27 protein-coding genes are annotated in these 24,382 nt (G+C 73.3%); 8 read left to right on the plus strand and 19 right to left on the minus strand.

From position 1 onward, the window contains the following. The first annotated feature begins 246 nt into the window (after positions 1–246). Positions 247–561, plus strand: a complete 315-nt coding sequence (locus IE182_RS30525) for a hypothetical protein (protein ID WP_229845268.1) — start codon at positions 247–249, stop codon at positions 559–561. Positions 562–571: 10 nt separating this feature from the next. Here IE182_RS30525 and IE182_RS30530 read toward each other — a convergent pair whose 3' ends face one another. From IE182_RS30530 to IE182_RS30580, 12 genes are all read right to left on the minus strand, one after another. After that, positions 572–1,762 (minus strand): zinc-dependent alcohol dehydrogenase, encoded by a 1,191-nt coding sequence (locus tag IE182_RS30530; RefSeq protein WP_190113235.1) that lies wholly within the window; start codon positions 1,760–1,762, stop codon positions 572–574. A 61-nt stretch (positions 1,763–1,823) separates the two neighbouring features. Next, a complete protein-coding gene (locus tag IE182_RS30535; RefSeq protein ID WP_190113236.1) occupies positions 1,824–2,219 on the minus strand; it encodes a phage holin family protein in 396 nt (131 codons plus the stop codon). A gap of 67 nt (positions 2,220–2,286) precedes the next feature. Continuing rightward, complete coding sequence (locus tag IE182_RS32575) at positions 2,287–2,418, minus strand: DUF6893 family small protein (RefSeq protein WP_268249647.1); 132 nt, start codon at positions 2,416–2,418, stop codon at positions 2,287–2,289. Positions 2,419–2,423: 5 nt separating this feature from the next. Next, entirely contained in the window at positions 2,424–3,260 is an 837-nt protein-coding gene (locus IE182_RS30540; protein ID WP_373303647.1) for a hydrogenase maturation protease, read from the minus strand. Next, positions 3,257–4,372 (minus strand): hypothetical protein, encoded by a 1,116-nt coding sequence (locus IE182_RS30545; RefSeq protein WP_190113237.1) that lies wholly within the window; start codon positions 4,370–4,372, stop codon positions 3,257–3,259. Before IE182_RS30545 ends, IE182_RS30540 begins: the two co-directional genes overlap by 4 nt. Then, positions 4,360–5,106 carry a DUF6084 family protein gene (locus IE182_RS30550; RefSeq protein WP_190113238.1) on the minus strand — a complete coding sequence of 249 codons (747 nt, stop codon included), beginning with the start codon at positions 5,104–5,106 and terminating at the stop codon, positions 4,360–4,362. The genes IE182_RS30545 and IE182_RS30550 overlap by 13 nt, the downstream gene beginning before the upstream one ends. Next, positions 5,103–5,312: a hypothetical protein gene (locus tag IE182_RS30555; RefSeq protein ID WP_190113239.1), complete on the minus strand. Its 210-nt coding sequence runs from the start codon at positions 5,310–5,312 to the stop codon at positions 5,103–5,105. The genes IE182_RS30550 and IE182_RS30555 overlap by 4 nt, the downstream gene beginning before the upstream one ends. Continuing rightward, complete coding sequence (locus IE182_RS30560; protein ID WP_229845269.1) at positions 5,309–6,064, minus strand: DUF5947 family protein; 756 nt, start codon at positions 6,062–6,064, stop codon at positions 5,309–5,311. The genes IE182_RS30555 and IE182_RS30560 overlap by 4 nt, the downstream gene beginning before the upstream one ends. 4 nt (positions 6,065–6,068) lie before the next feature. Then, the gene (locus tag IE182_RS30565; protein WP_190113240.1) at positions 6,069–6,590 is read right to left on the minus strand and encodes a NifU family protein; all 522 of its coding nucleotides are present in this window, start codon (positions 6,588–6,590) and stop codon (positions 6,069–6,071) included. Between the two features lie 9 nt (positions 6,591–6,599). After that, the gene (locus tag IE182_RS30570; protein ID WP_190113241.1) at positions 6,600–8,390 is read right to left on the minus strand and encodes a nickel-dependent hydrogenase large subunit; all 1,791 of its coding nucleotides are present in this window, start codon (positions 8,388–8,390) and stop codon (positions 6,600–6,602) included. A 49-nt stretch (positions 8,391–8,439) separates the two neighbouring features. After that, on the minus strand, positions 8,440–9,489 hold the full coding sequence (locus IE182_RS30575; RefSeq protein WP_190113242.1) for an NADH-quinone oxidoreductase subunit B family protein: 1,050 nt from the start codon (positions 9,487–9,489) through the stop codon (positions 8,440–8,442). 78 nt (positions 9,490–9,567) lie between these two features. After that, the gene (locus tag IE182_RS30580) at positions 9,568–11,310 is read right to left on the minus strand and encodes a hydrogenase maturation protein (RefSeq protein WP_190113243.1); all 1,743 of its coding nucleotides are present in this window, start codon (positions 11,308–11,310) and stop codon (positions 9,568–9,570) included. A gap of 261 nt (positions 11,311–11,571) precedes the next feature. Here IE182_RS30580 and hypA point away from each other — a divergent pair, with 261 nt between their 5' ends. From hypA to hypE, 6 genes are read left to right on the plus strand one after another with little or no spacing between them, the layout of a single operon-like run. Beyond that, entirely contained in the window at positions 11,572–11,928 is a 357-nt protein-coding gene (hypA, locus tag IE182_RS30585; RefSeq protein WP_190113244.1) for a hydrogenase maturation nickel metallochaperone HypA, read from the plus strand. Next, positions 11,928–12,704, plus strand: coding sequence for a hydrogenase nickel incorporation protein HypB (gene hypB / locus IE182_RS30590; protein ID WP_190113245.1), 777 nt, complete (start codon positions 11,928–11,930; stop codon positions 12,702–12,704). Before hypA ends, hypB begins: the two co-directional genes overlap by 1 nt. Next, positions 12,704–15,145, plus strand: a complete 2,442-nt coding sequence (hypF, locus tag IE182_RS30595) for a carbamoyltransferase HypF (RefSeq protein ID WP_190113246.1) — start codon at positions 12,704–12,706, stop codon at positions 15,143–15,145. The genes hypB and hypF overlap by 1 nt, the downstream gene beginning before the upstream one ends. Continuing rightward, on the plus strand, positions 15,099–15,398 hold the full coding sequence (locus tag IE182_RS30600) for a HypC/HybG/HupF family hydrogenase formation chaperone (RefSeq protein WP_190113247.1): 300 nt from the start codon (positions 15,099–15,101) through the stop codon (positions 15,396–15,398). Before hypF ends, IE182_RS30600 begins: the two co-directional genes overlap by 47 nt. After that, a complete protein-coding gene (gene hypD, locus IE182_RS30605) occupies positions 15,395–16,522 on the plus strand; it encodes a hydrogenase formation protein HypD (RefSeq protein WP_190113248.1) in 1,128 nt (375 codons plus the stop codon). Before IE182_RS30600 ends, hypD begins: the two co-directional genes overlap by 4 nt. Continuing rightward, positions 16,515–17,576, plus strand: a complete 1,062-nt coding sequence (hypE, locus tag IE182_RS30610; RefSeq protein ID WP_373303648.1) for a hydrogenase expression/formation protein HypE — start codon at positions 16,515–16,517, stop codon at positions 17,574–17,576. The genes hypD and hypE overlap by 8 nt, the downstream gene beginning before the upstream one ends. A gap of 27 nt (positions 17,577–17,603) precedes the next feature. Here hypE and IE182_RS30615 read toward each other — a convergent pair whose 3' ends face one another. From IE182_RS30615 to IE182_RS30635, 5 genes are all read right to left on the minus strand, one after another. Then, on the minus strand, positions 17,604–17,987 hold the full coding sequence (locus IE182_RS30615; RefSeq protein ID WP_190113249.1) for a hypothetical protein: 384 nt from the start codon (positions 17,985–17,987) through the stop codon (positions 17,604–17,606). Next, entirely contained in the window at positions 17,984–18,697 is a 714-nt protein-coding gene (locus IE182_RS30620) for an HAD family hydrolase (RefSeq protein ID WP_190113250.1), read from the minus strand. Before IE182_RS30620 ends, IE182_RS30615 begins: the two co-directional genes overlap by 4 nt. Positions 18,698–18,707: 10 nt before the next feature. After that, positions 18,708–19,673: a TIGR03557 family F420-dependent LLM class oxidoreductase gene (locus IE182_RS30625; RefSeq protein WP_190113251.1), complete on the minus strand. Its 966-nt coding sequence runs from the start codon at positions 19,671–19,673 to the stop codon at positions 18,708–18,710. A gap of 145 nt (positions 19,674–19,818) precedes the next feature. Beyond that, entirely contained in the window at positions 19,819–21,042 is a 1,224-nt protein-coding gene (locus IE182_RS30630; protein WP_190113252.1) for a S8 family peptidase, read from the minus strand. Between the two features lie 330 nt (positions 21,043–21,372). Continuing rightward, a complete protein-coding gene (locus IE182_RS30635; protein WP_190113253.1) occupies positions 21,373–22,362 on the minus strand; it encodes a GlxA family transcriptional regulator in 990 nt (329 codons plus the stop codon). Positions 22,363–22,445: 83 nt separating this feature from the next. Here IE182_RS30635 and IE182_RS30640 point away from each other — a divergent pair, with 83 nt between their 5' ends. Further along, on the plus strand, positions 22,446–23,042 hold the full coding sequence (locus tag IE182_RS30640) for a cysteine hydrolase family protein (protein WP_190113254.1): 597 nt from the start codon (positions 22,446–22,448) through the stop codon (positions 23,040–23,042). A 10-nt stretch (positions 23,043–23,052) separates the two neighbouring features. Here IE182_RS30640 and IE182_RS30645 read toward each other — a convergent pair whose 3' ends face one another. Continuing rightward, positions 23,053–23,664: a flavodoxin family protein gene (locus tag IE182_RS30645; protein WP_190113255.1), complete on the minus strand. Its 612-nt coding sequence runs from the start codon at positions 23,662–23,664 to the stop codon at positions 23,053–23,055. 166 nt (positions 23,665–23,830) lie between these two features. Then, on the minus strand, positions 23,831–24,382 hold a 552-nt coding region (locus IE182_RS30650), incomplete at its 5' end, for a transglycosylase SLT domain-containing protein (protein ID WP_190113256.1).

The raw sequence follows: 24,382 nt of genomic DNA on the forward strand, positions 1-24,382 counted from the left end.
AATCCGGCCGCAAAGAAAAGGGCCACCTTCCACTAAAGAACAGGGAAGGTGACCTGGCCCCTATGGGCGGCCTCACAGAGCAGCCCCGTTTTCCCCACCCACCGTGCCCGTGCGCATGCGCTCCGCTGCGCAGGATCGGCCCGGACTGCCGGGAAGATGCGTGTCGTGTCGCCGTGCCCGTCGTTGTCCGTTTCGGGACGGCCGATCGGGCCGTGCCCGCACGACCGTCGAGATCAAGGAGCTGTGATGCGCCTGTTCCGCACCGTAGTGGCCGCCTTTGGAGGACTCCTCCTCTCCGCATCGCTGACCACCGGTTCGGCAGTGGCCTCGGACGGCCAGTTCGTCTGGGCCGGCCCCAAGGGGAAGCCCTACTCGGTCCAGAACCCGCCGGACCACAAGTGCCTGGACATGGGGCAGGAGGCGCGCGCACCCCACAACTTCACGAAGAAGCCGCTCGTCGTCTATTCCGGCAAGAAGTGCAAGGGCACGGCGACGCAGCTCGAACCGGGCAGGAAGGCCGGCTCGAACCTGAGCTTCGGCAGCGTCATCTTCAACCCGTAGTGACGCACCGCTACGGCCGGAAGATCACCTTCAGCACGCCGTCGGCCTTCTTCTGGAAGAGCTCGTAGGCGTTCGGCGCCTCGTCGAGCGGCAGGTGGTGGGTCACGAAGCTCTCGACGCCGAGCGGATCGTCGTCGGTGAGCAGCGGGAGGATGTCGTCCGTCCAGCGGCGGACGTTGGCCTGGCCCATGCGGATCGTGAGCTGCTTGTCGAAGAGGGTGAGCATGGGCATGGGGTCGGTCATGCCGCCGTAGACGCCGCTGATGGAGAGGGTCCCGCCGCGGCGCACGAGGGCGATGGCCAGGTGCAGGGCGCTCATGCGGTCCACGCCGGCGCGCTGCATGAGCTTCTCGGCCCAGCGCGGTGGCATGAGGCCGGCGGCCTGCTGGGCGAGGCGCCCGGCGGGGCTGCCGTGGGCCTCGGTGCCCACGGCGTCGATGACGGCGTCGGGCCCGCGGCCGTCCGTGACGTCGCGCACGGCCGCCAGCAGCTCCTTCTCGTGGTCGAAGGTGTCGAGGTCGAACACCTCGACACCTTCGCCGCGGGCGCGTTCCAGCCGGTCGGGCACGTGATCGATGCCGATCACGAGGTCCGCCCCCAGGTGGCGGGCGATCCTGCAGGCCATGGTGCCGATGGGGCCGAGGCCCAGGACGGCCACGCTGCTGCCGGGCCGGACGTCGGCGTACCGGACGGCCTGCCAGGCGGTGGGCAGCACGTCGGACAGCAGGACGAACCGGTCGTCGCCCGGGCCCTCGGGGAGCTTGATCGGGCCGTAGTGGGCCTGGGGCACCCGCAGGTACTCGGCCTGGGCGCCGGGCACGGCGCCGTAGAGCTTGGTGTAGCCGAAGAGCCGGGCGCCCATGCCGTGCTCGCGGACCTGGGTCGTCTCGCACTGGGTCTGCAGGCCCTGGCCGCACATCGCGCAGCTGCCGCAGGCGATCTGGAAGGGGACGACGACCCTGTCGCCGGGTGAGAGGCCGGGCACCTCGGAGCCGGTCTCCTCGACGATGCCCATGGGTTCGTGGCCGAGGATGTCGCCGGGCGTCATGAACGGGGTGAGCACCTCGTAGAGGTGCAGGTCCGAGCCGCACAGTCCGCTCGACGTGATCCGGATGACCGCGTCGGTGGGCTCCTGGATGACCGGGTCGGGGACGGTCTCGACCCGGATGTCGCGCTTGCCGTGCCAGACGGTGGCTCGCATCGCCGTTCGCCTCCGGTGGGGGGTGGTGGGTGAGGTGGCCGCCGGTGCCCGAGCCGCAGGCTCAGGCCGGGGTGCCGCGCACCTCGTCCAGCGCCTGCAGGGTGGCGGCCTGGGCGGCCTGGAGCCTGCGGTAGCCGAACCAGGCCAGGCACGCGGCGCTCGCGGTGTACGCGCCGGTCAGCGTGGTGGCGGCGCAGCGCGGCGGCAGCGTCCGTTCCAGGGTGCGCAGGGCGGCCTCGTGCGCCGACAGGAGGGCGAGGATTCCGCAGGCTCCGGCCGCCACGAGGGCGCCGGTGCCCAGGCCGGCCCGGCGCAGCGACGTCGCGATGCCGGGCCTGGCGCGTTCGAGTTCGGCGCGGACGAGGAAGCCGACGTCCTGGTAGAGCCGTTCTGCGGCGCCCGCCAGCCCGCCGTCGGGGGAGGCGCGGAAGCGCCCCTCGGGTGGCTGATCCGTCATGGTGGTGGCCTTTCTCGTGGCCTGTGATCGTCCCGGGCTCCCCGGGTTCCCCGGCCTCCCTGCCTTCTCACATCTTTTCCATCTTGAAGTAACGCACGGCGTCGGGCGCGCTGAAGGCGATGGCCGCGACGAGGGCCGCGGCGAGGGCGCCCACGGCGATCCGTACGACGGAGGCCGGGATGAAGATTCCGTTCTGCATGTGTGTCACCTCCTCGCGGGCTGCAGGGGGCCGGGGTCGGGCTCCAGGGGGGTGAGCGGGTCGTGCAGCAGCCGGGCCGTGAGCGTCCGCAGGCGGCACACGGCCTCGTCGACGGCGGCGCGTACGGGTGCGCTGAGGCCGACGTCGACGTCGGGTTCGTCGCCCCGCATCCGTACGAGCGGTTCGCAGCCGAGGACGAGGATGCGGGGCAGGGCGGCCCGTTCGTCCTCGGCGGGGCTGCCGTCCTCGGTGAGGCTGCGGGCGAGGGCGAGCACCTTGACCGGGTCCATGCCGTGGGCCTCGGGAGCGGTGGGGCCCGTGGTGTCGGCGGGGTCCGGTTCGATGAGGCAGAGGGTGCCGGGAGCCGCGCCGTGGGGGGCGGCGTCGACGAGCACGGCGGCGTCGTAACCGTCGAGCAGCCGGTAGGCGAGGTCCATGCCGCGGATGCCGAAGTCGACGACGTGCACGCCGTCGGGGAGGGGGTCCGCGTGCAGGGCGGCGACGACCTCGGGGCCGAAGGCGTCGTCGGCGAGGAAGACGTTGCCGATGCCCGCGACCAGGATCCGCGGCGGCCGGGGCCGGTCGCCGGGGGCGGCGACGGGTTCCACTTCGCCGGGCGAGAAGAAGAAGCGGTGGCCCAGGCCGGTGGTGAAGTCGCGGCCGGCGTCGTCGGCGAGGGTGACGACGAGCTGGACGCGGCCCTCCAGGTCCTCCGCCACGTCGGTCACCTCCGCGATCCGGCCGGTGAGCGCCGGGTCGAGGGCGTCGGCGTGGCGGCCGGGCCGCAGCCGGACGCGGCTGCCGCGGCCCACGTCGACGCCGCCGATCCGTACGGTGCTCATGTCGTCTCCTTCGTCGTCCCCCGAGCGGGCCGGAAGCCGCGGATGGTGCCGTGCAGGGCCATCAGGTCGTCCGGGGACAGGGCGGCGCAGCGGTCGAGGATCTCGCGGGCCCTGGGGTCGCCGGCCCGGGCCTCCTCCTGTTCGCGGGGGGTGAGGCTGAGGACGCCGAGGATGAGGAGCTGGTCGATCTCGCCGCCGTCGAAGAGGTCTCCCGGGCTCTCGGGGGCGACGGCCGGGAAGTCGCAGAGCGTGACGGGTGAGGAGAGCACGGTGCGGGCGCGCGGGCAGCCGTCGTCACCGTCCCGGCCGGCGGCCGGTTCTCCGACGAGCACGGGCCACGTTCCTTCGTTGCGGCAGCCGTCGGCTGCGGTGCGCAGGGCGGGGGGAGGGTCGCCGAGGGAAACGAAGGCCGCCGTGTCGTCGCAGGTCAGGACGGTGTGGGTGGACAGGAGGGCGTAGGCGGCGAGGTCGTCGCGGGCCGAGGGGGCGCCGGGGCGCGGCGGCGGGGCCACGGTGGTGTTGACGAGGGTGACGCTCAGGCCCACGGTGTCCCCGCCGAGGGGCCGGGCGTCGAGGTGCACGGTGCCGGTCAGTGCCCGGCTGGTGCGGGTCAGGGTGCCGGCGAGCCGGCCGTCCCGGTCGTGGAGGGGTTCCTCGGCCGTGCCGCCGGGGGCGTGGACGGTGAGGGTGCGGGGTCCGTCGGCGGGGGTCCAGAGCGGGAGGGCCCATTCGCGTTCGGTGGCCTCGTGCCAGGTGAGGTGGCGGGTGCCGGCGACGGTCAGCTCGTCGACCGGTTCGCTGCCGCCGGGGGTGGTGCGGTAGACCTGGCGTGCGAGGTGGTGGAGGAAGCGCACGCGCAGGGTGACGGCGGCGGTGGCGGGGCCCTGCAGGAGCACGTCGGTGCGCATGCGGTGGGGCTCGCCGAGCTGCGTCGCGCGCTCCTGCGGGTAGATGCCGCCGAAGGTCCAGCGTCTGGCGTTCTTCAGCGCCGATCTGCGGTAGGGCCAGAGCAGGTAGCCCTCGTACAGGCAGGTGCGGGCGATCTTCTCCACGGCGTGGGCGGCGGTGCCGTCGGGGACGGCGGCCGGGGGCGCCGCCTCTACGGTGTCCATGGCGCTCCTGCCGGGTCGGGGGCGGCGGGCGTGCCGGCGGGGTGCCGGGCCGGGTGGTCGAGCAGGTCGTGGATGGTGGCGTCCCAGTCGGTGAGGGCGCGCCGGGTGCGGTGGGCGCTGAGCCGGTCGTGGGCCTCGGGCGAGAGGCGCAGCCAGCGGGTGCCGCCGAAGTAGCGGGCCGTCAGGGTGTGCCAGAGCCCGGCGGGCAGCGGGTGGGTGGTCTCCTCGGACCAGCGGATCCGCGAGGTGCACAGCCGGGCGTCGGGGCCGGTGTGGAAGACGGTGCCGCTGAAGAGGAAGTCCAGTGGTACCTCGGTGTCGCCCACGGCCTCGAAGTAGGTGGTGACGGCGAGTTCGCACTCGCGGCTGCAGGGGACCGGCAGGTCGACGGTGGTGGTGGCGTCGAAGGGCGGTACGACGGTGGTGACCTGGGCCCAGGTCAGGGGGTGCAGGCCGGTGGCCCACTGGTCGGGCTGGCCGAAGAGGCGGGCGAGGGCGATGCGGTCGGCGGGCCCGTAGCGGCGGCGTGCGGCCGCGATCCGCACGGTGGTGGTGAGGGTGACCGAGCGCACCGGGCCGCCGCCGGTGCGGGTGATGCGGAGGGGGAAGACGAGGGTGGGGACGGCGGCGTGGTCGAGGGGGCGCACGCCGGTGACGCGGAACGACAGGTCGGCGATGTCGTCCCGCGTGGCCGGCGCGTCGGGGTGCCGGTGTCCGGGCGGGGGCGTGCTCACGCGGGTGAGAGGTTGGGCATGCCGGGCAGGACGGGGTTCCTCGCCCGCGGGCCGATGCCGGTGGAGCGGCGGGCGGTGGACCGGCCGTCCGACCGGTGTCCGGGCTGCCGTTTGATGCGGCGCCTGTGGTTGCCCTGCCGGACGCCGGGGACGTGTGCGCTCGCGTCCGGGCGGACCTGGGGCCTGCCCAGTGGGATGTCGCTCATGGCGCCTCCTGGTGGTGGGCCCGGCCCGGTGCGGGGCGGGCGAGTGCGGTGAAGAACTCCCCCACGTGTTCGTGGACTTCCGCTCCGCCGCCGAGGCCCTTCCAGTGGGTGCGGACGAGGGCCGCGAGGCGGTAGCAGTCGTCCAGGGGCACGATCCAGTGCTCGTGCGCCGGGCGGGTCCGGTGGACGAGCAGGGCTTCGACGTCGTCGGCGAGGCCGGCCAGTGCCGGGTGGCCGCCGGTGACGTCCTGCCAGAGGGCGGGTTCCACGGTGGATCGGGTGACTCCCAGGGGGCTGGGGTACCCCACGGTCGTCCGGGCGGACGTGCTGTCGCGGACGAAGAAGGCGAGGCCGACCGGGACCTGGAGGGTGGCCCACGTTTCGTCGTCGATGGTGTGCCCGTCCAGCCGGAGCCGCCGTTCGGGCAGGAGGCGGTAGTGCCTGCCGCCGGCTTCGCGGCGGTCGAAGAGGAGGGAGCAGGCCCGGCAGGCGCAGAGCACGCCGGGGCCGCCCGAGAGGTCCAGGAGGTGGCGGTGGCCGGGTGGGACGGGTTCCGCGCACAGGTCGCAGCGCTCGTCGGTCGCGCGGGCGGGTGGTGGGGCGGTGCGGCGGGCGAGGTCGCGCAGGCGTGCGGCGACGACCGGTGGGCCCGCCGCGGCGCCGGCCGTCGCCCGGTCCGTCACCACGGTCCCGTCCGTCACCGGCCTGTCCGTCGCCGTCGCGTCGATCGCGGTCTCGTCCGTCGCCGCCATCGCGTCACCTGCTTCCGGCCGTCGTTCCGGGGCGGAAGAGGGACTCCACCGGGATCAGCGCGGCCGGGGCGTCCGGCGCGTCCCGTGTGCTCTCCACGCGCTCGATCTCGGGGGCGGCCCAGGCCACGGCGGTCTCGACCGCGGTGTGCAGTGCCTCGTGCGACGCCCCGCAGCCCGTGGGCCGCAGGCGTACCCGTACGACCGGGCCGTCGACCGCGAGCAGTTCGGCCTCGCCGCCCCGTACGTGCTGCAGGGCGCGCCGGACGCGGGTGGCGACCGGGTCCGGGTGGAGGTCGTGCACGAGCAGGACGTGGCCGAGGAGTTCGTCGGCGGCGAGATGGGCGGCCGTGGTGGCGTCGGTGTGCCGCAGGACGCGGGCCAGGCACTCGCCGTACAGCTCGACGACGGCGTGCAGGGCGGCCCGGGCCTGTTCGCGCGGGTGCGCGTCGGGCAGCTCGTCGATCCGGGCGAGGAGTTCCTCGGTCCGGGTGACGTGCTCGCGGGCGTCGTGGTCGGTCCAGGTCATGGCGGCGGCCTACGGGGCGAGGGCGCCGAAGGTCGGCGAGTGGCTCATGCGGACGGTGCGTCCGCCGCCGAGGTACATGTGGACGCCGCAGGGCAGGCAGGGGTCGAAGCTGCGGACGGTGCGCATGATGTCGATGCCCTTGAAGTTCTCGGGCCCGTTCTCCTCGAAGAGCTGCATGCCCTGCACGGCGTCCTCGTAGGGGCCGGGGGTGCCGTACCGGTCGCGGGGGCTGGCGTTCCACGGGGTGGGCGGGTAGGGGTGGTAGTTGGCGATCTTGCGGTCGCGGATGACGACGTGGTGGGAGAGGACGCCGCGGACGGCCTCGTGGAAGCCGACGCCGATGGCGTCCTTGGGGACGGCGAAGTCCTCGAAGACCTTGGTGCGTCCGGCGCGCACCTCTTCGAGGGCGCGGTCGACGAAGTACAGGGCCATGCCGGCGGCGTAGGCCACGAAGTACATCCGGGCCCGGTCGCGTTCGATGGTGTTGGGGAAGGGCGGGGGCTTCCACTCCAGGCGGGTCTCGGGGGTGGAGGGGGTCTTCGGCAGGTCGATCTCGACGCTGTGGCCGGTGGAGCGGACGTAGGGGGTGCGGACCTTGCCGGCGAGGGCGGTGGTCCACAGGCGGGCCAGGGGTCCGCCGCCGGTGTCGAGGGCCAGATGATCCCCGGTGCGCTTGTCGTACCAGCGCGGGCTCATGACCCAGCTGTAGTTGCCGCCGTCCAGGTCGCGCTTCTGGGGCTTGGGCAGGGTGGTCTGGTTCCAGGGGTGGCGCTGGTCGACGGGGTTGCCGAGGGGGTCCTTCTCGACGTAGGTCTCCTCGCCGGCCCAGTCCTCGTAGTAGGAGCTGCCGAGCAGGACGCGCAGGCCGAGGTTGATGTCGACGAGGTCGGTGGTGACCAGCTGGTTGTCGACGACGATGCCGGGGGTGACGAACATGGCGTTGCCCCACTCGGTCATGTGCCGGTAGTCGTAGTCGACGACGTCCGGGTCCTGGAAGCAGCCCCAGCAGCCGAGGAGGGTGCGGCGGCGGCCGACCTGCTCGTAGCCGGGCAGCGCCTGGTAGAAGAAGTCGAAGACGTCGTCGTTGAGGGCCACCGCCCGCTTGATGAAGTCCATGCAGCGCATGAGGCGGACGAGGTAGTCGGTGAAGAGCTGGGGGGTGGCGACCGTGCCCACGCCGCCGGGGTAGAGGGTCGAGGGGTGGACGTGGCGGCCTTCCATGAGGCAGCACATCTCGCGGGTCAGGCGGCTCATGCGGAGCGCCTCCTTGTAGACCTCGCCCTCGAAGGGGTTGAAGGCCCGCATGATGTCGGCGATCGTCTTGTGGCCGTGGATGTCGCCGCGCGGGGCGGGGGTGCGTTCGGCCTGGGCGAGGACCTCGGGGTTGGTCTCCTTGACCATGCGTTCGCAGAAGTCGACGAAGACCAGGTTGTCCTGGAAGATCGTGTGGTCGAACATGAACTCCGCGGCCTCGCCGAGGTTGATGATCCAGTCGGCGAGCGGGGGCGGCTTGACGCCGTAGGCCATGTTCTGGGCGTAGATCGAGCAGGTGGCGTGGTTGTCGCCGCAGATTCCGCAGATGCGGCTGGTGATGAAGTGGGCGTCGCGGGGGTCCTTGCCCTTCATGAAGACGCTGTAGCCGCGGAAGATGGAGGAGGTGCTGCGGCATTCGACGACCTGCCGCCGCGGGAAGTCGATCTTCGTGTAGATGCCCAGATTGCCGATGATCCGGGTGATGGGGTCGAACGCCACCTCGGTGAGGTCGCGTCCCGCCGCGTCGCTGTCCTGGGCGGTCGCCACTGGCTGTTCCTCTCGCGGTCTCTCGCGTGCTGTCGTGTCCGCGGCCGGGTCAGTCGCGGCCGTTCCAGCGCGGCTCGTAGCCGGTGGTCAGGGCGTCGCCCTTGTGCCGCCACCTCGGCTCCCGGTTGGCGCTGTGGTTGGTGATCGTGCGCAGGGCGCGGATGAACGGCCCGTAGACGCCCATCAGGCCGGCGGACAGGGTGGCGCCGGGGGGTTCATCCATGAACGGCATGAACTTGTCGGGGAAGCCGGGCATGGTGCAGCCGATGCAGATGCCGCCGACGTTGGGGCAGCCGCCGACGCCGTCCATCCAGCCGCGCTTGGTGACGTTGCAGTTGACCACCGGGCCCCAGCAGCCGACCTTCACCTGGCACTTGGGCGAGTTGTAGTCCTTGGCGAAGTCGCCCTGCTCGTAGTAGGCGGCGCGGTCGCAGCCCTCGTGGACGGTCTTGCCGAAGAGCCAGGTGGGGCGGAGCTGTTCGTCGAGGGGGATGACCGGGGCCAGGCCCGCGGCCTGGTGGAGGACCCAGGTGAGGGTCTCCATGAAGTTGTCGGGCTGGACGGGGCAGCCGGGGACGTTGACGACGGGCAGGCCGCCGGCGGAGCGGAAGCCGGTGCCCAGATAGTCGACGAGGCCCATGCAGCCGGTGGGGTTGCCGGCCATCGCGTGGATGCCCCCGTAGGCGGCGCAGGTGCCGATGGCGACGACCGCCCAGGCCCGGGGGGCGAGGCGGTCGAGCCAGGTGGTGAGGGGGATCGGCTCCCCGGTCTCCGGGTCGTTGCCCATGGAGGTCCAGTAGCCCTCGCCGCTGAGGCGCTCGTTGGGGATGGACCCCTCGACCACGAGGATGAAGGGGCCGAGTTCGCCGCGGGCCGCCCGGTGGAAGGCCGCCATGAAGGCGTCGCCGGTCTCGTAGGCCAGCACCTTGTTGTGGAGGTGGACCTTGGGCAGGCCGGGGATGGCGCCGAGCAGGACGTCCTCCAGGCTCGGCAGCGAGGCGGCGGTCACCGAGACGGTGTCGCCGTCGCAGCTCATGCCCTCGGAGGTCCACAGGATGTGGACCTCGTCGAACGGCGGCGCCTGTGCGTCGTTGCTCATGTCGGCTTCCCTCCGGCCCGTGGCGGAACGTCCCTCCGGCCCTGGGGGACGACCGGGAGCTCCGGGTACAGCCTGGCCTTAAATCTGACATACCTGCCCATGTGCGGCAATGTGAGCGTGCCTTTGGGGGAGCCGGGACAGCTCCTCGCAGCGCGCCACCGTGCTCCCGGAGGGCCGCCGGTGCACGAACGCCGACCTCAGGGCGTGGTACGGGGCGTCGGGCGCGAAGAAGGTGGCGTGCATGTGCTGCAGTTCCTGGGCGCGGTACGCCGCCAGGGGTTTGGCCGACTCGTCCCGTTCCCGGGCCGCCTTCTTCGCGCCGATCCGCACCCGCAGATCACCCGTGTCGGCGAGCTCGACGGCCGCGCGGGTGACTGCCGGGGCGAACTCCTGCGGCGAGGCGGCGAGGACCCGGTCGGCCAGGCCCAGTTCCCGGGCCCGGGCGGCGCCCACCGGCGCGGCCTCCTCCATCAGCGTCGCGGCGGCTTCGGCGCCCACGCGCCGCGGCAGGGTGTACGTCCAGTACTCGGAGCCGTACAGCCCCATCAGCCGGTAGTGCGGGTTGAGGACGGCCCCCGCCCGGCACCACACCTCGTCGGCGGCGAGCGCCAGCATCGCGCCGCCCGCGGCCGCGTTGCCCGCGACGGCGGCCACGACCAGCCGGTCGGTGGTGGTCAGGACGGCCTCGACCAGGTCGTTCATGGCGTTGATGGTGTTCCAGGACTCCTCGGCGGGGTCGGCCGCCGCCTCGATGACGTGCAGGTGGATGCCGTTGGAGAAGAAGTCGCGCTCGCTGCCCAGGACGATGACGGAGGTCGGCCGCGACCGGGCGTAGCGCCAGGCCGCGAGCAGCCTGCGGCACTGGACCGCGCTCATCGCCCCGCCGGGGAAGCGGAACCGCACGAACCCCACGTCCCCCTCCTCCGCGTACCGGATGTCGCTCCACGTGCGCCGGTGCGTCGGCAGCTCCAGCGGTGCGGGCAGGTGCGGCACGTCCGGCAGCAGGTCGCCCAGCGCCAGCGTGGCGGGCAGCCTGACGGTGGGCGGGCCGTCCGCGGTCCGCCGGCGGCGGAGCTCCGGGATCCACACCGCGCCGTCCGCCGTGGCCCGGCAGATCGCGCCCGCCCTGGTCGCCAGCACCCGCCCCGGGACACCGCGCAGGCGGTCCTCCGCGTGCCCGCCGTGCAGGAACCACTCCGCGCCCAGCAGTTCGTCGCGCACGCCGGGCTGCGAGTCGGCGGCCCGCAGCGCCCGCAGCACGGCCTCGGTCCCCTGACCCTCCCAGTCGATGCGGCGCTCGCCCTGCGAGAGGTACGGGCGGGCCCGCACCGGCAGCCCGGACTGCGGACGCGGCGCCCAGCCTCCGCAGGCGAAGCGTTCCACCGCGGCCAGCACCGCCTTCATGGCCGCGTCCGCGACCTCGCCGCGGTACAGGTCGCTCTTGCCGATGCCGGGCGGGACGGCGAAGCCCTCGGTCGCCCAGACGGGCCCGGCGTCCATCTGCTCCTCCGCCTGAAGGACCGTCACCCCCCAGTGGTCCTCGCCCTCCTGCAGCGCCCGGTCGAGCGAGGAGGGGCCCCGGTCGCCGGGCGGGCCGGGGTGGACGACCAGGCAGGTGCAGCGCGACCAGACGTCCCGCGGGATGGCGGTCTTGAGCATGGGCGCGACGATCAGTTCCGGCTCGTGCCGGGCCACCGCGTCACGGAGCACCTCGTCGCCGTCCGCGAGGGCCAGCGAGACGGTGTGCCCGCGCTCGCGCAGTTCGGCGTGGGCGCGCTGGGTGAGGCTGTTGAACGCACTGGCGATGAGCAGGATGCGCACGGTGACCTCCGCATGGGACTACGGGGCGCGGCCCGCCCCGGGCCGGCCTGACTGATCGTCACCCGCGCGGGCCGCACCGGCGTGCGACGCCGCCGAAGTCCCCGCGCGATTGGGCTGCGCGGGCGAATACCGGGCCGTCCCCTCCCCCGTCGGCCGTGGCGTACGGGCGGTACGGGCCGCCGCGGGGCACTGTGGAGCCCGTACCGCACCGTCACCGGGGTGCGGGTGCGACCCCGGCGCACGCGAGGGAGCGGGAAGGCGATGCACGAGCTGTCCCTCGCCACCGCGATCGTCGAACGGGCCGCGGAGACCGCCCGCCGGCACGGCGCCACGACCGTCACGGCGGTGCGGCTGCGCGTCGGTGAGATGGCGGGCGTGGTCCCCGACGCCCTGGTGTTCTCGTTCGAGGTGGCCCGGGAGGGAACCGTGCTGGAGTCCGCCCGGCTCGTCGTCGAGGAGGTGCCGGCCCGCGCCCGCTGCGCCGGGTGCGCGGCGGACTTCGCGGTCGGCACCCCGCCGTTCCTGTGGTGCCCGCGCTGCGACCGCCCGGCGCAGGCCCTGCTCAGCGGCCGGGAACTGGAGATCACCGGAATCGAACTGCAGGAGGCCGAGACGTGATGTGCAAGGTCGTCGACGTGCGGCAGTCCGTCCTGGCGAAGAACGACCACCTCGCCGACGCCCTGCGCACGGAGCTCACCGCCCGCGGCACGACGGTCGTCAGCCTGCTGTCGAGCCCCGGCAGCGGCAAGACCGCCCTGCTGGAACAGGTCCTGGCGCGCATGGGCGTGCGGGGCGTGCCGGTGGCGGCCCTGACCGCCGACCTTGCCACGGAGAACGACGCGCGGCGCCTGGCCCGCTCGGGCGCGCCCGTGAAGCAGGTGCTCACCGGGGGCCTGTGCCACCTGGAGGCGGCCCAGCTCCGTGCGCACCTGGAGGGCTGGCTGCCCGGCGACACGCGGCTGCTGTTCGTGGAGAACGTCGGGAACCTCGTCTGCCCCGCCTCCTACGACCTCGGCGAGACGCTGCGCGTGACGCTGATGTCCGTGACCGAGGGCGAGGACAAGCCCCTGAAGTACCCGCTGGCGTTCGGGCTGGCGCACCTGGTGGTCCTCACCAAGAACGACATCGCCGATGCGGTGGACTTCGACGGGGCGGCCTTCACCGCCCATCTCGCCCGCGTGAACCCGGAGGTGCCCGTCCTGCGGACGTCGGTGCGCACGGGCGAGGGCGTCCAGGCGCTCGTGGACCACTTCCTGGCCGTCGCCGACGGTGCGGTCCCGCACCGGCCGCGCCTGGCCTCCGCGCCCCGGGGCGGTGCGCACGCCCCCGGCGGCACCGGCGGCCACCACCACGACCGGGCCCCTGCACCCGCGCCCCTGACGTCGCATCAGTGATGACCGCCTCCCCGTCGGCCACGCCCGGCGTCGTCCGCCACCGGCTGACCATCCGCGGCACCGTCCAGGGCGTCGGCTTCCGCCCGTTCGTCCACGGCCTGGCCCATGAGCTCGGCCTGTCCGGGCACGTGGGCAACAGCGCCGCCGGCGTCGTGGCCGAGATCGAGGGCGACCCGGGCCGCGTCCAGGTCTTCCTCGACCGCCTGACCACCCACGCTCCCCTGCTGGCCGCCCTCACCTCGGTCACCCACCGGCCCGTCCCGGCCCTGGGCACCGACGGCTTCACCATCCGGCCCTCGCGGGCGGGCCGGGGCCGCACCCACGTCCCGCCCGACACCGCGGTCTGCGCGCCGTGCCTGAGGGAGTTCACCGACCCCCGCGACCGCCGCCACCGGCACCCCTTCATCACCTGCACCCACTGCGGCCCGCGCTTCACCATCGTCACCGGCCTGCCCTACGACCGTGCGACGACGACCATGGCGGGCTTCGCGCTGTGCGAGCGGTGCGCCGGGGAGTACGCCGACCCCGGCGACCGGCGCTTCCACGCGCAGCCCGTGGCCTGCCCCGACTGCGGGCCCCGGCTGCGGCTGACCGGGGCCGGACCGGGGCGGGAGGGCGACGCCGCCGCCGTGCGGGCGCGCGAGATGCTCGCGCAGGGCGCGGTGCTCGCCGTCAAGGGACTCGGCGGATACCACCTGGCGTGCGACGCGGCCGACGCCACCGCCGTGGCCCGGCTGCGCGCCGCGAAGCAGCGGCCCGGCAAGCCCTTCGCCGTCATGGCCGCCGACCTCGCCACCGTGCGCGCCCTCGCCCCGCTGAGCGAGGCCGCGGCCCGGCAGCTCACCGGGCCCCGGGCACCCGCCGTGCTGCTGCGCCGCACCCGGGCCCCCGCCGTCGCGCTCGCCGACGCGGTCTGCCCGGGCAGCCCCGACGTCGCCGTCCTGCTGCCCTACACCCCCGTGCACCGGCTGCTGTTCGCCCTGCCCGGCGAACGGCCGGGGCCCCGGCTGCTGGTCATGACCAGCGCCAACCGCTCCGGCGCACCCATCGTGACCGACGACGCCGAGGCGGGAACGGCCCTGGCGGGCCTGGCCGACGCCCGGCTGTGGCACGACCGGCCGATCCACACGCCCTGCGACGACTCGGTGGTCCGGGTCCGCGCCGACGGCAGCGTCGTGCCCGTACGCCGGTCGCGCGGCTACGTGCCCGACCCGCTGCCACTGCCCTTCGACGTGCCGCCCTCCCTCGCGGCCGGCGGCGACCTGAAGAACGTCTTCTGTCTGGCGCGGGGCCGCCAGGCGTGGCTCTCGCAGCACATCGGCGACCTCGGCGACACCGCCACCGAGGCCGCCCTGACCCGGGCCGTGCGCCACCTCGGCGGGCTCACCGGCGTCCGGCCGCGGCTGCTGGCCGCCGACCGGCACCCCGGGTACCGGTCCACGGCCTGGGCCCGCGAGCGGGCCGGGACCCATCCCCTGCACCTGGTGCAGCACCACCACGCCCACATCGCCTCCGCCATGGCCGACGCGGGCCTCGACGGGACGGCACCCGTCATCGGCATCGCCTTCGACGGGACGGGGTACGGGGACGACGGCGCCGTCTGGGGCGGCGAGGTGCTGCTCGCCGACTACGACGGCTACCGTCGCCTGGCGCACCTGGCCTACGTGCCGCTGCCCGGCGGCGACGCGGCCGTGCGCAACCCCTGCCGGATGGCGCTGTCGCACCTGCGTGCGGCCGGCCTGGCCTGGGACGCGGACCTGCCCTGTGTGAGCGCCTGCTCGGAGGCGGAGCGGCGGCTCCTGGCCGGGCAGCTGGAGCGGGGGGTGGCGTGCGTGCCCACCTCCAGCATGGGCCGGCTCTTCGACGCGGTCTCCTCCCTCCTCGGCGTCTGCCACCGCGCCGGGCACGAGGCGCAGGCGGCCGTCGCGCTGGAGGACCGCGCCGTGCCCGCGATGGCCGGCTGCGGGCAGCCGTACGCCTTCGCCGTCCGGCCCGGCGGGGACGGCCGGCCCGCCGTCGTCGACCCGGCGCCGGTGCTGCGCGCGGCCGCCTCGGACCTGCGGGCCGGGACCGCGGCGGCGGTCGTCGCGGCGCGCTTCCACCACGCGGTCGCCGGGGCCGTCCTCGCCGTGTGCCGGGCCGCGCGGCGGGAGACTGGCGTGCGCACGGTGGCGCTCTCGGGCGGGGTGTTCGCCAACGCCCTGCTGGAGGACGCCTGCACCGAGGCGCTGCGCGGCGGCGGTTTCACGGTCGTGCGCCACCGCCGGGTGCCCTGCGGCGACGGAGGTTTGGCGCTCGGTCAGCTGCTGATCGCCTCCCGGGCGCACGCGCGCGGGACCGCCCCGGGTGAGCGGGAGGAACGGACGGGACGGGACGGACGGAAAGGAGCGGCCCATGTGCCTGGCAGTGCCCGGCAAGGTGGTCGGCATCGAGGAACGTGACGGCACCCGCATGGCCAGCGTCGACTTCGGCGGCGCCGTCAGGGACGTGTGCCTGGCCTATCTGCCCGACATCGAGGTCGGCGACTACGCGATCGTGCACGTGGGATTCGCCCTGCAGCGGCTGGACGAGGCGGCGGCCCTGGCGACGCTCGACCTGTTCGCGCGCATCGGCGCGCTGGAGGAGGAGTTCGGCGACGCGTGGGGCCGGGCCGCCGCCGAGGCGGGGCCGGACCGGGAGGAGGAGGTGCGGTGAAGTACTTGTCGGAGTTCCAGGACCCGCAGTTGGCGCGGCGGTTGCTGGACGACATCCACGCGACGGTGACCCGGCCGTGGGCGATGATGGAGGTCTGCGGCGGGCAGACCCATTCGATCATCCGGCACGGCATCGACCAGCTGCTGCCGGAGCAGGTCGAGCTGATCCACGGCCCCGGTTGCCCCGTGTGCGTCACCCCGCTGGAGATGATCGACAAGGCCCTGGCGATCGCCGCCCTGCCGGAGGTGACCTTCTGCTCATTCGGCGACATGCTGCGCGTGCCCGGCAGTGACCGGGACCTGTTCCGCGTCAAGAGCGCGGGCGGGGACGTGCGCGTGGTCTACTCGCCGCTGGACGCCCTGGAGATCGCCCGCCGGGAGCCGGACCGGCAGGTCGTCTTCTTCGGCATCGGCTTCGAGACGACGGCGCCGGCCAACGCGATGGCGGTCCACCAGGCGCGGCGGCTGGGGATCGGCAACTTCAGCCTGCTGGTCTCGCACGTGCGCGTGCCGCCGGCCATCGAGGCGGTCATGCGCTCGCCGCGCTGCCGCGTGCAGGCGTTCCTGGCCGCCGGGCACGTCTGCAGCGTCATGGGGGTCGAGGAGTACCCCGCGCTGGCCGCACGCTTCGGGGTGCCGATCGTCGTCACCGGCTTCGAGCCGCTGGACATCCTCGAAGGCATCCGCCGCACCGTCCGCCAGCTCGAACGGGGCGAGCACCGGGTGGAGAACGCCTACCCCCGCGCCGTGCGCGCCGAGGGCAACCCGGCGGCGCTGCGGATGCTCGGGGAGGTCTTCGAGGTCACCGACCGCGCCTGGCGCGGCATCGGCACCATCCCCGGCAGCGGCTGGCGGCTGGCCGGCGCCTACCGGGAGTTCGACGCGGAGCACCGCTTCGGCGTCGGCGACCTGAGCGCCGAGGAGCCGGCCGAGTGCCGCAGCGGTGAGGTGCTGCAGGGGCTGATCAAGCCCCGGGAGTGCGCCGCCTTCGGCACGACCTGCACCCCGCGCACCCCGCTGGGCGCGACGATGGTCTCCAGTGAGGGGGCCTGCGCCGCCTATTACCTCTACCGCCGCCTCGATCCCGCGGCCACCACTGTGAAGGAGGCGCATCCCGTTGGCTGAGACCGCACTCGACCCGGTGGCCTGGACCTGCCCCGCTCCCCTGGGCGACGAGCCCGTGGTCGTCCTCGGGCACGGAGGGGGCGGGCGGCTCTCCGCCGAGCTGATCGGCCGGCTGTTCGTCCCCGCCTACGGCAATGACGTCCTGGCCGGGCTCGGGGACTCCGCAGCGCTGACGCTCGGCGGCGCCCGCCTGGCCTTCTCCACCGACTCCTACGTGGTGCGGCCGCTGTTCTTCCCCGGCGGCAGCATCGGCGACCTGGCCGTCAACGGCACCGTCAACGACCTGGCCATGAGCGGGGCCCGGCCGGCCTACCTGTCGTGCGCGTTCATCCTGGAGGAGGGAACCCCCCTGCCGGTGGTGGCGGACGTCGCCCGGGCGGTGGGAGCGGCGGCCGAGGCGGCCGGGGTCAGCGTGGTCACCGGTGACACCAAGGTCGTCGACGCCGGGCACGGCGACGGCGTCTACCTCACCACGTCCGGCGTCGGGCTGATCCCCGACGGCGTGGACATCCGTCCGCAGCGGGCGGCACCCGGCGACGTGGTGATCGTCAGCGGCCCGGTGGGCCTGCACGGGATCGCCGTGCTGAGCGTGCGGGAGGGGCTGGAGTTCGGGGTGGAGGTCACCAGCGACACGGCGCCGCTCGGGGGCCTGGTCGCCGCGATGCTCGCGGTCACCCCGGACGTGCACGCCCTGCGCGATCCGACGCGGGGCGGGGTGGCCGCCGCCCTCAACGAGATCGCCGCCGCCTCCGGCACGGGGGTCGTCCTCGCCGAGGAGAGCGTGCCGGTGCCCGAGGCCGTGGCGGCCGCGTGCGGGTTCCTGGGACTGGATCCGTTGTACGTGGCCAACGAGGGCCGGCTGCTGGCCTTCGTTCCCCGCCCGCACGCCGAAGCGGTGCTGGCCGCCATGCGGCGGCATCCGCACGGGTCGGGGGCGGCCGTCATCGGCGAGTGCGTCGCCGCCCATCCGGGCGTGGTCGTGGCCCGCACCCGCCTGGGCGGCACCCGGGTCGTCGACCTGCCCCTCGGGGAGCAGCTGCCGCGGATCTGCTGAGGGGGCGGCCGCCGCCCCCTCGGCGCGTCACGTCTCCTCCTCCATGCGGATGGCACCGCGCAGGTCCTCGTACGCGGTGCCGCGCTCGCCGCCCCGGCTGACCTCGTGCTCCTCCAGCAACGCGCGGGCGATGGCGTCGAGCTTGCGCTGCACGGCGTGCTCGGCCCGCAGCTCGGAGTTCTTCAGCAGCGCCAGCAACAGCAGCGTCACCGACGTCATCATCCCGGCGGCCAGCAGGTCCAGCTCCAGCGGCATGCCGGCGACGTGCATGGCCACGAAGTTGGCGACCAGCACGAGGCAGATGAAGAAGAACGCGCGGGAGCTGGTGAAGTGGGAGGCGTTCTCGGCCGCGTGCTCGAAGAACGCGGGGCTACGGCCGCGGCTGCGCCGGGCGGGGTGACGGACCCTCACCCGGACCTCCGGAGCGCGTCCTCCATGCGGCCGAACGGGCTGTCGTCGAGGCCGGCGAGCAGGGCGGCGGGGTCGCGGTAGACGGCGACCGCGCCCGCTTCTTCCAGCTCGGTGCGGCCGATCCCGCCGGAGAGCAGTGCCACGCAGTCCACGCCGGCCGTGCGGGCGGCACGGACGTCCCAGACCGTGTCCCCGACGAACAGCGCCCGCGCGGGCGGGACGCCGGCCTGTTCCAGTGCCTGGTGCACGGGGTCGGGTGCCGGTTTGCTGGACTCCACGTCGTCGGCGCTGGTGGCGTCGTGGATGGCGTCGTCCGCGTCGATCGCCCGGCGCAGGGCGACCAGTTCCGCGCCCTGCGCGGAGGTGGCCAGCACGACCGTCCAGCCGCGGCGGGCGAGGGTGCGCAGCAGGTCGGCGGCGCCGTCGAGCACCGGCAGCCGGTCGAACCAGGTCGCGTAGACGGCCGTGTGGGCGGCGCTGAGCGCATCGTCGTGGTCGTGGTCGCGGTCCTCGCCGAGCAGCCGCTCGATCAGGCGGTGCGAACCCATGCCGACCGTGTGGTGGATGTCGGTCATGGGGACGCGGTGGCCGGCCTGGTGGAACGCCTCCCACCAGGTGACGGCGTGCAGGTAGTTGGTGTCGACCAGGGTGCCGTCCACGTCGAAGACGGCCGCGAGCGGAGCGTCGTGGCCGTGCGGCTGCGGGGCCATCGCGGGGCGCTCAGAGCTCGTGGAGGGCCGGGAGGAGTTCGTTCTCCGCCCATTTCAGGTAGGCGGCCTGCTGGTCGCCGCCGATCTGGACGAGGGCGACCTCGGTGAAGCCCGCGTCGGTGTAGGCCCGTACGGCCTCGACGAAGTCCTGGACCTTCGCGCCGCAGGGGATGGCGTCGGCGACGTCGTCCTTGGAGACGGAGCGGGTCGCGGAGGCGAAGGAGCCGTCGTGGGGCAGTTCGGAGTTGACGGGCCAGCCCAGGCCGGCCCAGCGGAACTGGTCGTGGGCCCGCTCCAGCGCCGCGTCGCGGTCGGGGTCGTAGGAGACGGGCAGCTGGCCGACGCGGGGCTTGCCGGCTCCGCCGTGCCGGTCGAAGCTCTCCAGGAGCCGGCGCTCGGGCTCGGTCGCGATGACCAGGTCGGCCAGGTGGCCGGCGAGGCGGCAGGAGCGTTCGCCGGAGACGGCGATGCCGATGGGCGGCGCCGGGTCGGGCAGGTCCCACAACCTGGCGTGTTCGACGTCGTAGTGGGGGCCGTGGTGGGTGAGCGTGCGGCCCTCGAAGAGGGCGCGGATGATGCCCACGGCCTCCTCCAGCTTCTCCAGCCGGACGTCGGCGGAGGGCCAGCCGCCCCCGACGACATGCTCGTTGAGGTTCTCGCCGGAGCCGAGCCCGAGCCGGAACCGCCCCTCGGAGAGCAGCTGGACGGTGGCCGCCTGCTGGGCCACCACGGCCGGGTGGTACCGGGTGGTCGGGCACGTCACGTACGTCATGAGCGGGATGCGGGAGGTGGCCTGCGCCGCCGCCCCCAGGACGGCCCACGCGTTGGGCGCGTGACCCTGCGACGCCAGCCACGGGAAGTAGTGGTCGGAGGTGACGGAGAAGTCGAATCCGGCCCGCTCCGCCTGCACGATGTGCTCGACCAGCGCCCGGGGTCCGGCTTGCTCGGTCATCATTGTGTAGCCGATTTGCACCATAAAATCCGGGTTCCCCGCTGACCCGTGGGGAAACGCGTTCCCTTCGGGGACCCCCCGCATGCGCGTCCGGCCGTCACTCCGGGGAGGGGAGCGACGGCCGGACGGTGTGCCCGGGCCGGTTCGGCGGCTCAGTGGGCGCCGGGTGTTACGGGACGACCTTCAGCAGCTTGTTCGGGGTGCCCGCACCGGGGTTGGAGACCTTGTCCGCGGTGGCGCCCTGGGTCAGCGCGCCCGCGACCTGCTCCGGGGTGGCGTCCTTGTGACCGCCCAGGTAGAGCGCCGCGGCGCCCGTGACGTGCGGGGTGGCCATGGACGTACCGGAGATGGTCTTGGTGGCGGAGTCGCCGTCGTTCCAGTCGGACGTGATGTCCGAGCCGGGGGCGTAGAGGTCGACGACGCTGCCGAAGTTCGAGAAGTCCGACTGCTTGTCGTCCTTCGTCGAGGAGGCGACGGTGATGGCCTCCTTGACCCGGGCCGGGGACCCCTTGCCGGCGTCGGTGGACTCGTTGCCGGCCGCGACGGCGAAGGTCACGCCCGAGGCGATGGCCTTCTGCACCGCCGCGTCCAGGGCCTCGTCGGCCCCGCCGCCGAGGCTCATGTTGGCGACGGAGGGCCCCTTGTGGTTCTTGGTCACCCAGTCGATGCCGGCGACGACCTGCTCGGTGGTGCCGGAGCCCTGCGCGTCCAGGACGCGGACGGCCACGATTCTGGCCTTCTTCGCGACGCCGTGCGCGGCGCCGGCGATGGTGCCCGCCACGTGCGTGCCGTGGCCGTTGCCGTCCTCGGCCTTGTCGTTGTTGTCGACGGCGTTGAAGCCGTAGGCGGCGCGGCCACCGAAGTCCTTGTGGCTGATGCGCACGCCGGTGTCGATGACGTAGGCCGTGACGCCCTCGCCCGCGCCGTCCGGGTAGGCGTACTTCCCGTCACCCTTGGTCTCGGCCTGGTCGATCCGGTCCAGCCCCCAGGAGGGTGGGGCCTCCTGGGTCGCGTTGATGCTGAAGCGGTGGTTCTGCACGACCTTGGCGACGGCCGGGTCGGCGGCCAGCCGCTTCGCCTCGGCCCGGTCCAGGCCGCTGGCGGAGAAGCCGTGGACCGCGGAGGTGTACGTGCGGTTGAGCTTCCCGCCGTACCGCTCGGCGAGGTCCTGGCCCGCGGCGCTGACGCCGCTCTTGGCGCTCTTGGCGTCGTCCTTGAGCAGGACGATGTAGCTGCCGTCGACGGCATCCTTGGCTTCGGTGCCGTAGACGACGCCTTCCGCGGGGGCGGCGCCGGCCGGGAGCGTTAACAGCGTGGCACCGGCGGTGACGGCGGTCGCGGCGGATATCGCCAGAATGAGCTTCCGTCGGCCGGGGCGCTTGTGACTTGCCATAACGAGGGAATCCTCCTCGTGCTGTTGTGGGGGGGGACAGCGCGTCGACACGGCTCGCAGCCGCAACGACGCACCCGGAGAAGGAAGATCCGCTTCCGGGTGTTCGAAACCCTGTCAGGATTGACGCGCCCAGATCAACCCTCACCCTCAGGTGTGACATACGCAACGCTCTTGCGAATTTCCAAACCCCGCTGAACGGCGGCAAATTGGACGGCAGGGGCAGACCGCACCCGACATCCACTGTCACATTTCACACAGGTGTCACACTCAAGTTCCTTGATTCACGGGCCTGTTGACGCTTGAACCTGACCCACCCCGTCGCGCTCCCGCTCAAGGGGCGACCCTGACCGAGAACGCGGCGCGGTAGTCGCGGGGGCTGGTGGCGAGACGGGCAGCGAAGTGCTGACGCATCGTCACCTCGCTGCCGAAACCCGTGCGGCGCGCGATCTCCGGCATGGGCAGATCGGTGCGCTCCAGGTACTTCTGCGCGGCCGCGAGGCGCTGTTCGAGGAGCCAGCGGGCGGGGGTGACGCCGGTCGTCGCCGTGAAGTGGCGGGCGAACGAGCGCGGCGACATCCCGGCACGGGCCGCCAGCGCACCGACCGGAAGCGGTTCGTCCAGGTGATGCAGGGCGTACTCGCGTACGGAGGCGAGGGCGTCGGCGCCCCGGTCCTCGGGGGCGGTGGGCCGTTCGATGAACTGGGCCTGGGTGCCGGCCCGGAAGGGCGCGGTCACCATCGAGCGCGCGACGGCGGCGGCCGCCTCGGCGCCGTGGTGCGTACGGACGAGGTGGAGACAGAGGTCGATGCCGGCGGCGGTGCCGGCCGAGGTCCACACGGGGCCCGGGGCGTCCTCCCCTTCCGTCGCCTCGATGAAGAGGGCGTCGGGGACCACGGTGGTGGCCGGATACTCCTGCTGCAGGAGGTCGGCGAGGCTCCAGTGGGTGATGGCCCGGCGTCCGTCGAGCAGCCCGGCCTGGGCGAGCACGAACGCCCCCGCGCAGAGCGCGGCGACGGGAACACCCCGCGCGTGGGCCCGCCGCAGGGCGCCGAGTACCTCCGGCGGTGTCGCGGCCGTGGGGTCGACGATGCCGGGAACGACGACGAGGTCGGCGCGGTCGAGCCAGGCCAGCGTGCGGTCGGGCGTCAGGCTGAGCCCGCCCGGCATGGCGACCGCGGTGCGGTCGGCGGCGCAGCGGCGCAGTTCGAAGGCGGGCACGCCACGGTCGGTGCGGTCCGCGCCCCACACCTCGGTGATGACGCTGACGTCGAAGGACCGGATGTTGGGGAAGGCGAGGAGCGCCACGCGATAGGCCGACATGGCCGCGAGTATGGCAGAAACCCATCGAACAGCGGCAGTACTGCCACTGTGCGGGTCCGGTCCGCGGCGGCAGGATCGTGGTCATGAACGAGCGAGAGCTTCACAGCAAGGCAGCACTGGTCGTCATCGACGTACAGAAGGGTTTCGACGAGAAGGAGTTCTGGGGGCCGCGCGACAACCCGGACGCGGAGGAGAACATCGCAGCGCTGATCGACGCGTGGCAGGCGACCGGCCGCCCGGTGGTCTTCGTCCGGCACGACTCCCTGAAGCCGGGTTCGCCCCTGCGCCCGGGCCAGGAGGGCAACGACCTCAAGGACTTCGTGGAGGAGAGGCGGGGCAAGGGCGAAGGAGCAGAACTCTTCGTCACCAAAACGGTGAACTCCGCCTTCTACGGCACGCCCGACCTGCGGGAGTGGTTCGAGGCCGAGGGCATTCACCAGTTCGTCGTGACCGGCATCCAGACCAACATGTGCGCGGAGACGACGGCCCGCATGGGCGGGAACCTGGGCTACGAGGTGCTGTTCGCCCTGGACGCCACCCACACGTTCGACCTGACCGGCCCGTACGGCTGGCGCCTGACCGCCGAGGAGCTGGCCCGGGCGACGGCCGTGACGCTCCAGGGCGGCGGCTTCGCCGAGGTGGTCACCACGGCGGAGCTGGTGGCGGCCGCGCAGCGCTGAGGCCCGTCCGTCAGCCGAAGAGGCTCTTGGCGTCGGCCAGGGCGGCGGTGTCTGACCGCAGCACATCGCCGGGACGGTTGCCGTGGCCTATCAGGCTGCCGCCCCAGTGCATGCCCAGGTACTCGGCGGACGACCGCAGCATGCCCACCAAGGGGTCGGCCGGCGCGGAGTCGTCGTGGCTGGTCGTGGTGATCGCCCACAGGGTCTTGCCGCGCATCCGCTGCTTGAACCGCACCTCCGGCAGGTGCAGCCACGCGCCCCAGTGGTCCATGTAGAGCTTGGTGCCGGAGCTCACGCTGTACCAGTAGAGCGGCGAGACGACCACCAGGTCGGTGGCCTCCAGCGTGGCGTCCAGCAGCAGCCGCTCGTTGCCGGCCGGTTCGGTGCGGGTGCGGCCTTCCGTGTGACGCAGGTCCTCGAAGGCGGGGAGCGGCAGCTCGCTCAGTCTCAGCCACCGCTGGGCCGTGTGCGAGGGCAGCTGCGCCGCGGCTTCCCGGGCCAGCGCCTCGGTGTTCCCGTCCGCCCGGGCACTGCCGAGCAGGAAGAGGAACGAGCGTGCCGGGTCGGCGTGTCCGGTGCGCTGAGCCTGGTCGTGGTCACGCCGGCCGTCGGCATCCGTCATGGTGGGCTCCCTTCGAGACAGCCGGCATGATCACCGGCGACCGGCTACAACAGCGGTCGTCCCGCGTCCATTCCGGGCATCCGGAGCCGAACGCGGAAGGGCGGCGGCATCCCTTGCGGGAGTGCCGCCGCCCTTCTGCGGTGGTGTGGGGTGTGCGTCTGCCGAATCAGTACGCGGAGTTGACGTTGTCCATCGAGCCGTACTTGTCGGCCGCGTAATTGCAGGACGCGGTGATGTTGGCGACCGGGTCGTAGATGTCCCAGGACGTGCCCTCGACGTGATACGCCTTGAACGTCGGGTCGATGATCTGCAGCAGACCCTTCGACGGAACACCGTTCACGGCATTCACGTCCCAGTCGTTGATCGCACGCGGATTACCGGTCGACTCACGCATGATGTTCTTCTTGATGCCCTCGTACGAGGCCGGGACGCCCTTGGCGTGCAGGATGTCCAGCGACTCCTTGATCCAACCATCCAGGTTGTCGGCATAAGCCTTCTTCGCCGGAGCAGCAGGCTTCGCAGCCGGCTTGGCAGCGGGCTTGGCAGCGGGCTTCATCGGCTTACGGGCCTCGGAGCGGCTCGCACGCTCACGGTCAGCCTTGGCCTTGGCCTCGGCGTCGGCCTTCGCCTTCGCAGCGGCATCCGCGTCGGCCTTCACCGCAGCCTTCGCGGCCACCTTCGCCTGCGCCGCAGCAACATCCGCACGCTGGGCCAGCTC

Origin of the sequence: Streptomyces cinnamoneus (assembly GCF_014650495.1) — a bacterium.
Taxonomy (GTDB): Bacteria; Actinomycetota; Actinomycetes; order Streptomycetales; family Streptomycetaceae; genus Streptomyces; species Streptomyces cinnamoneus.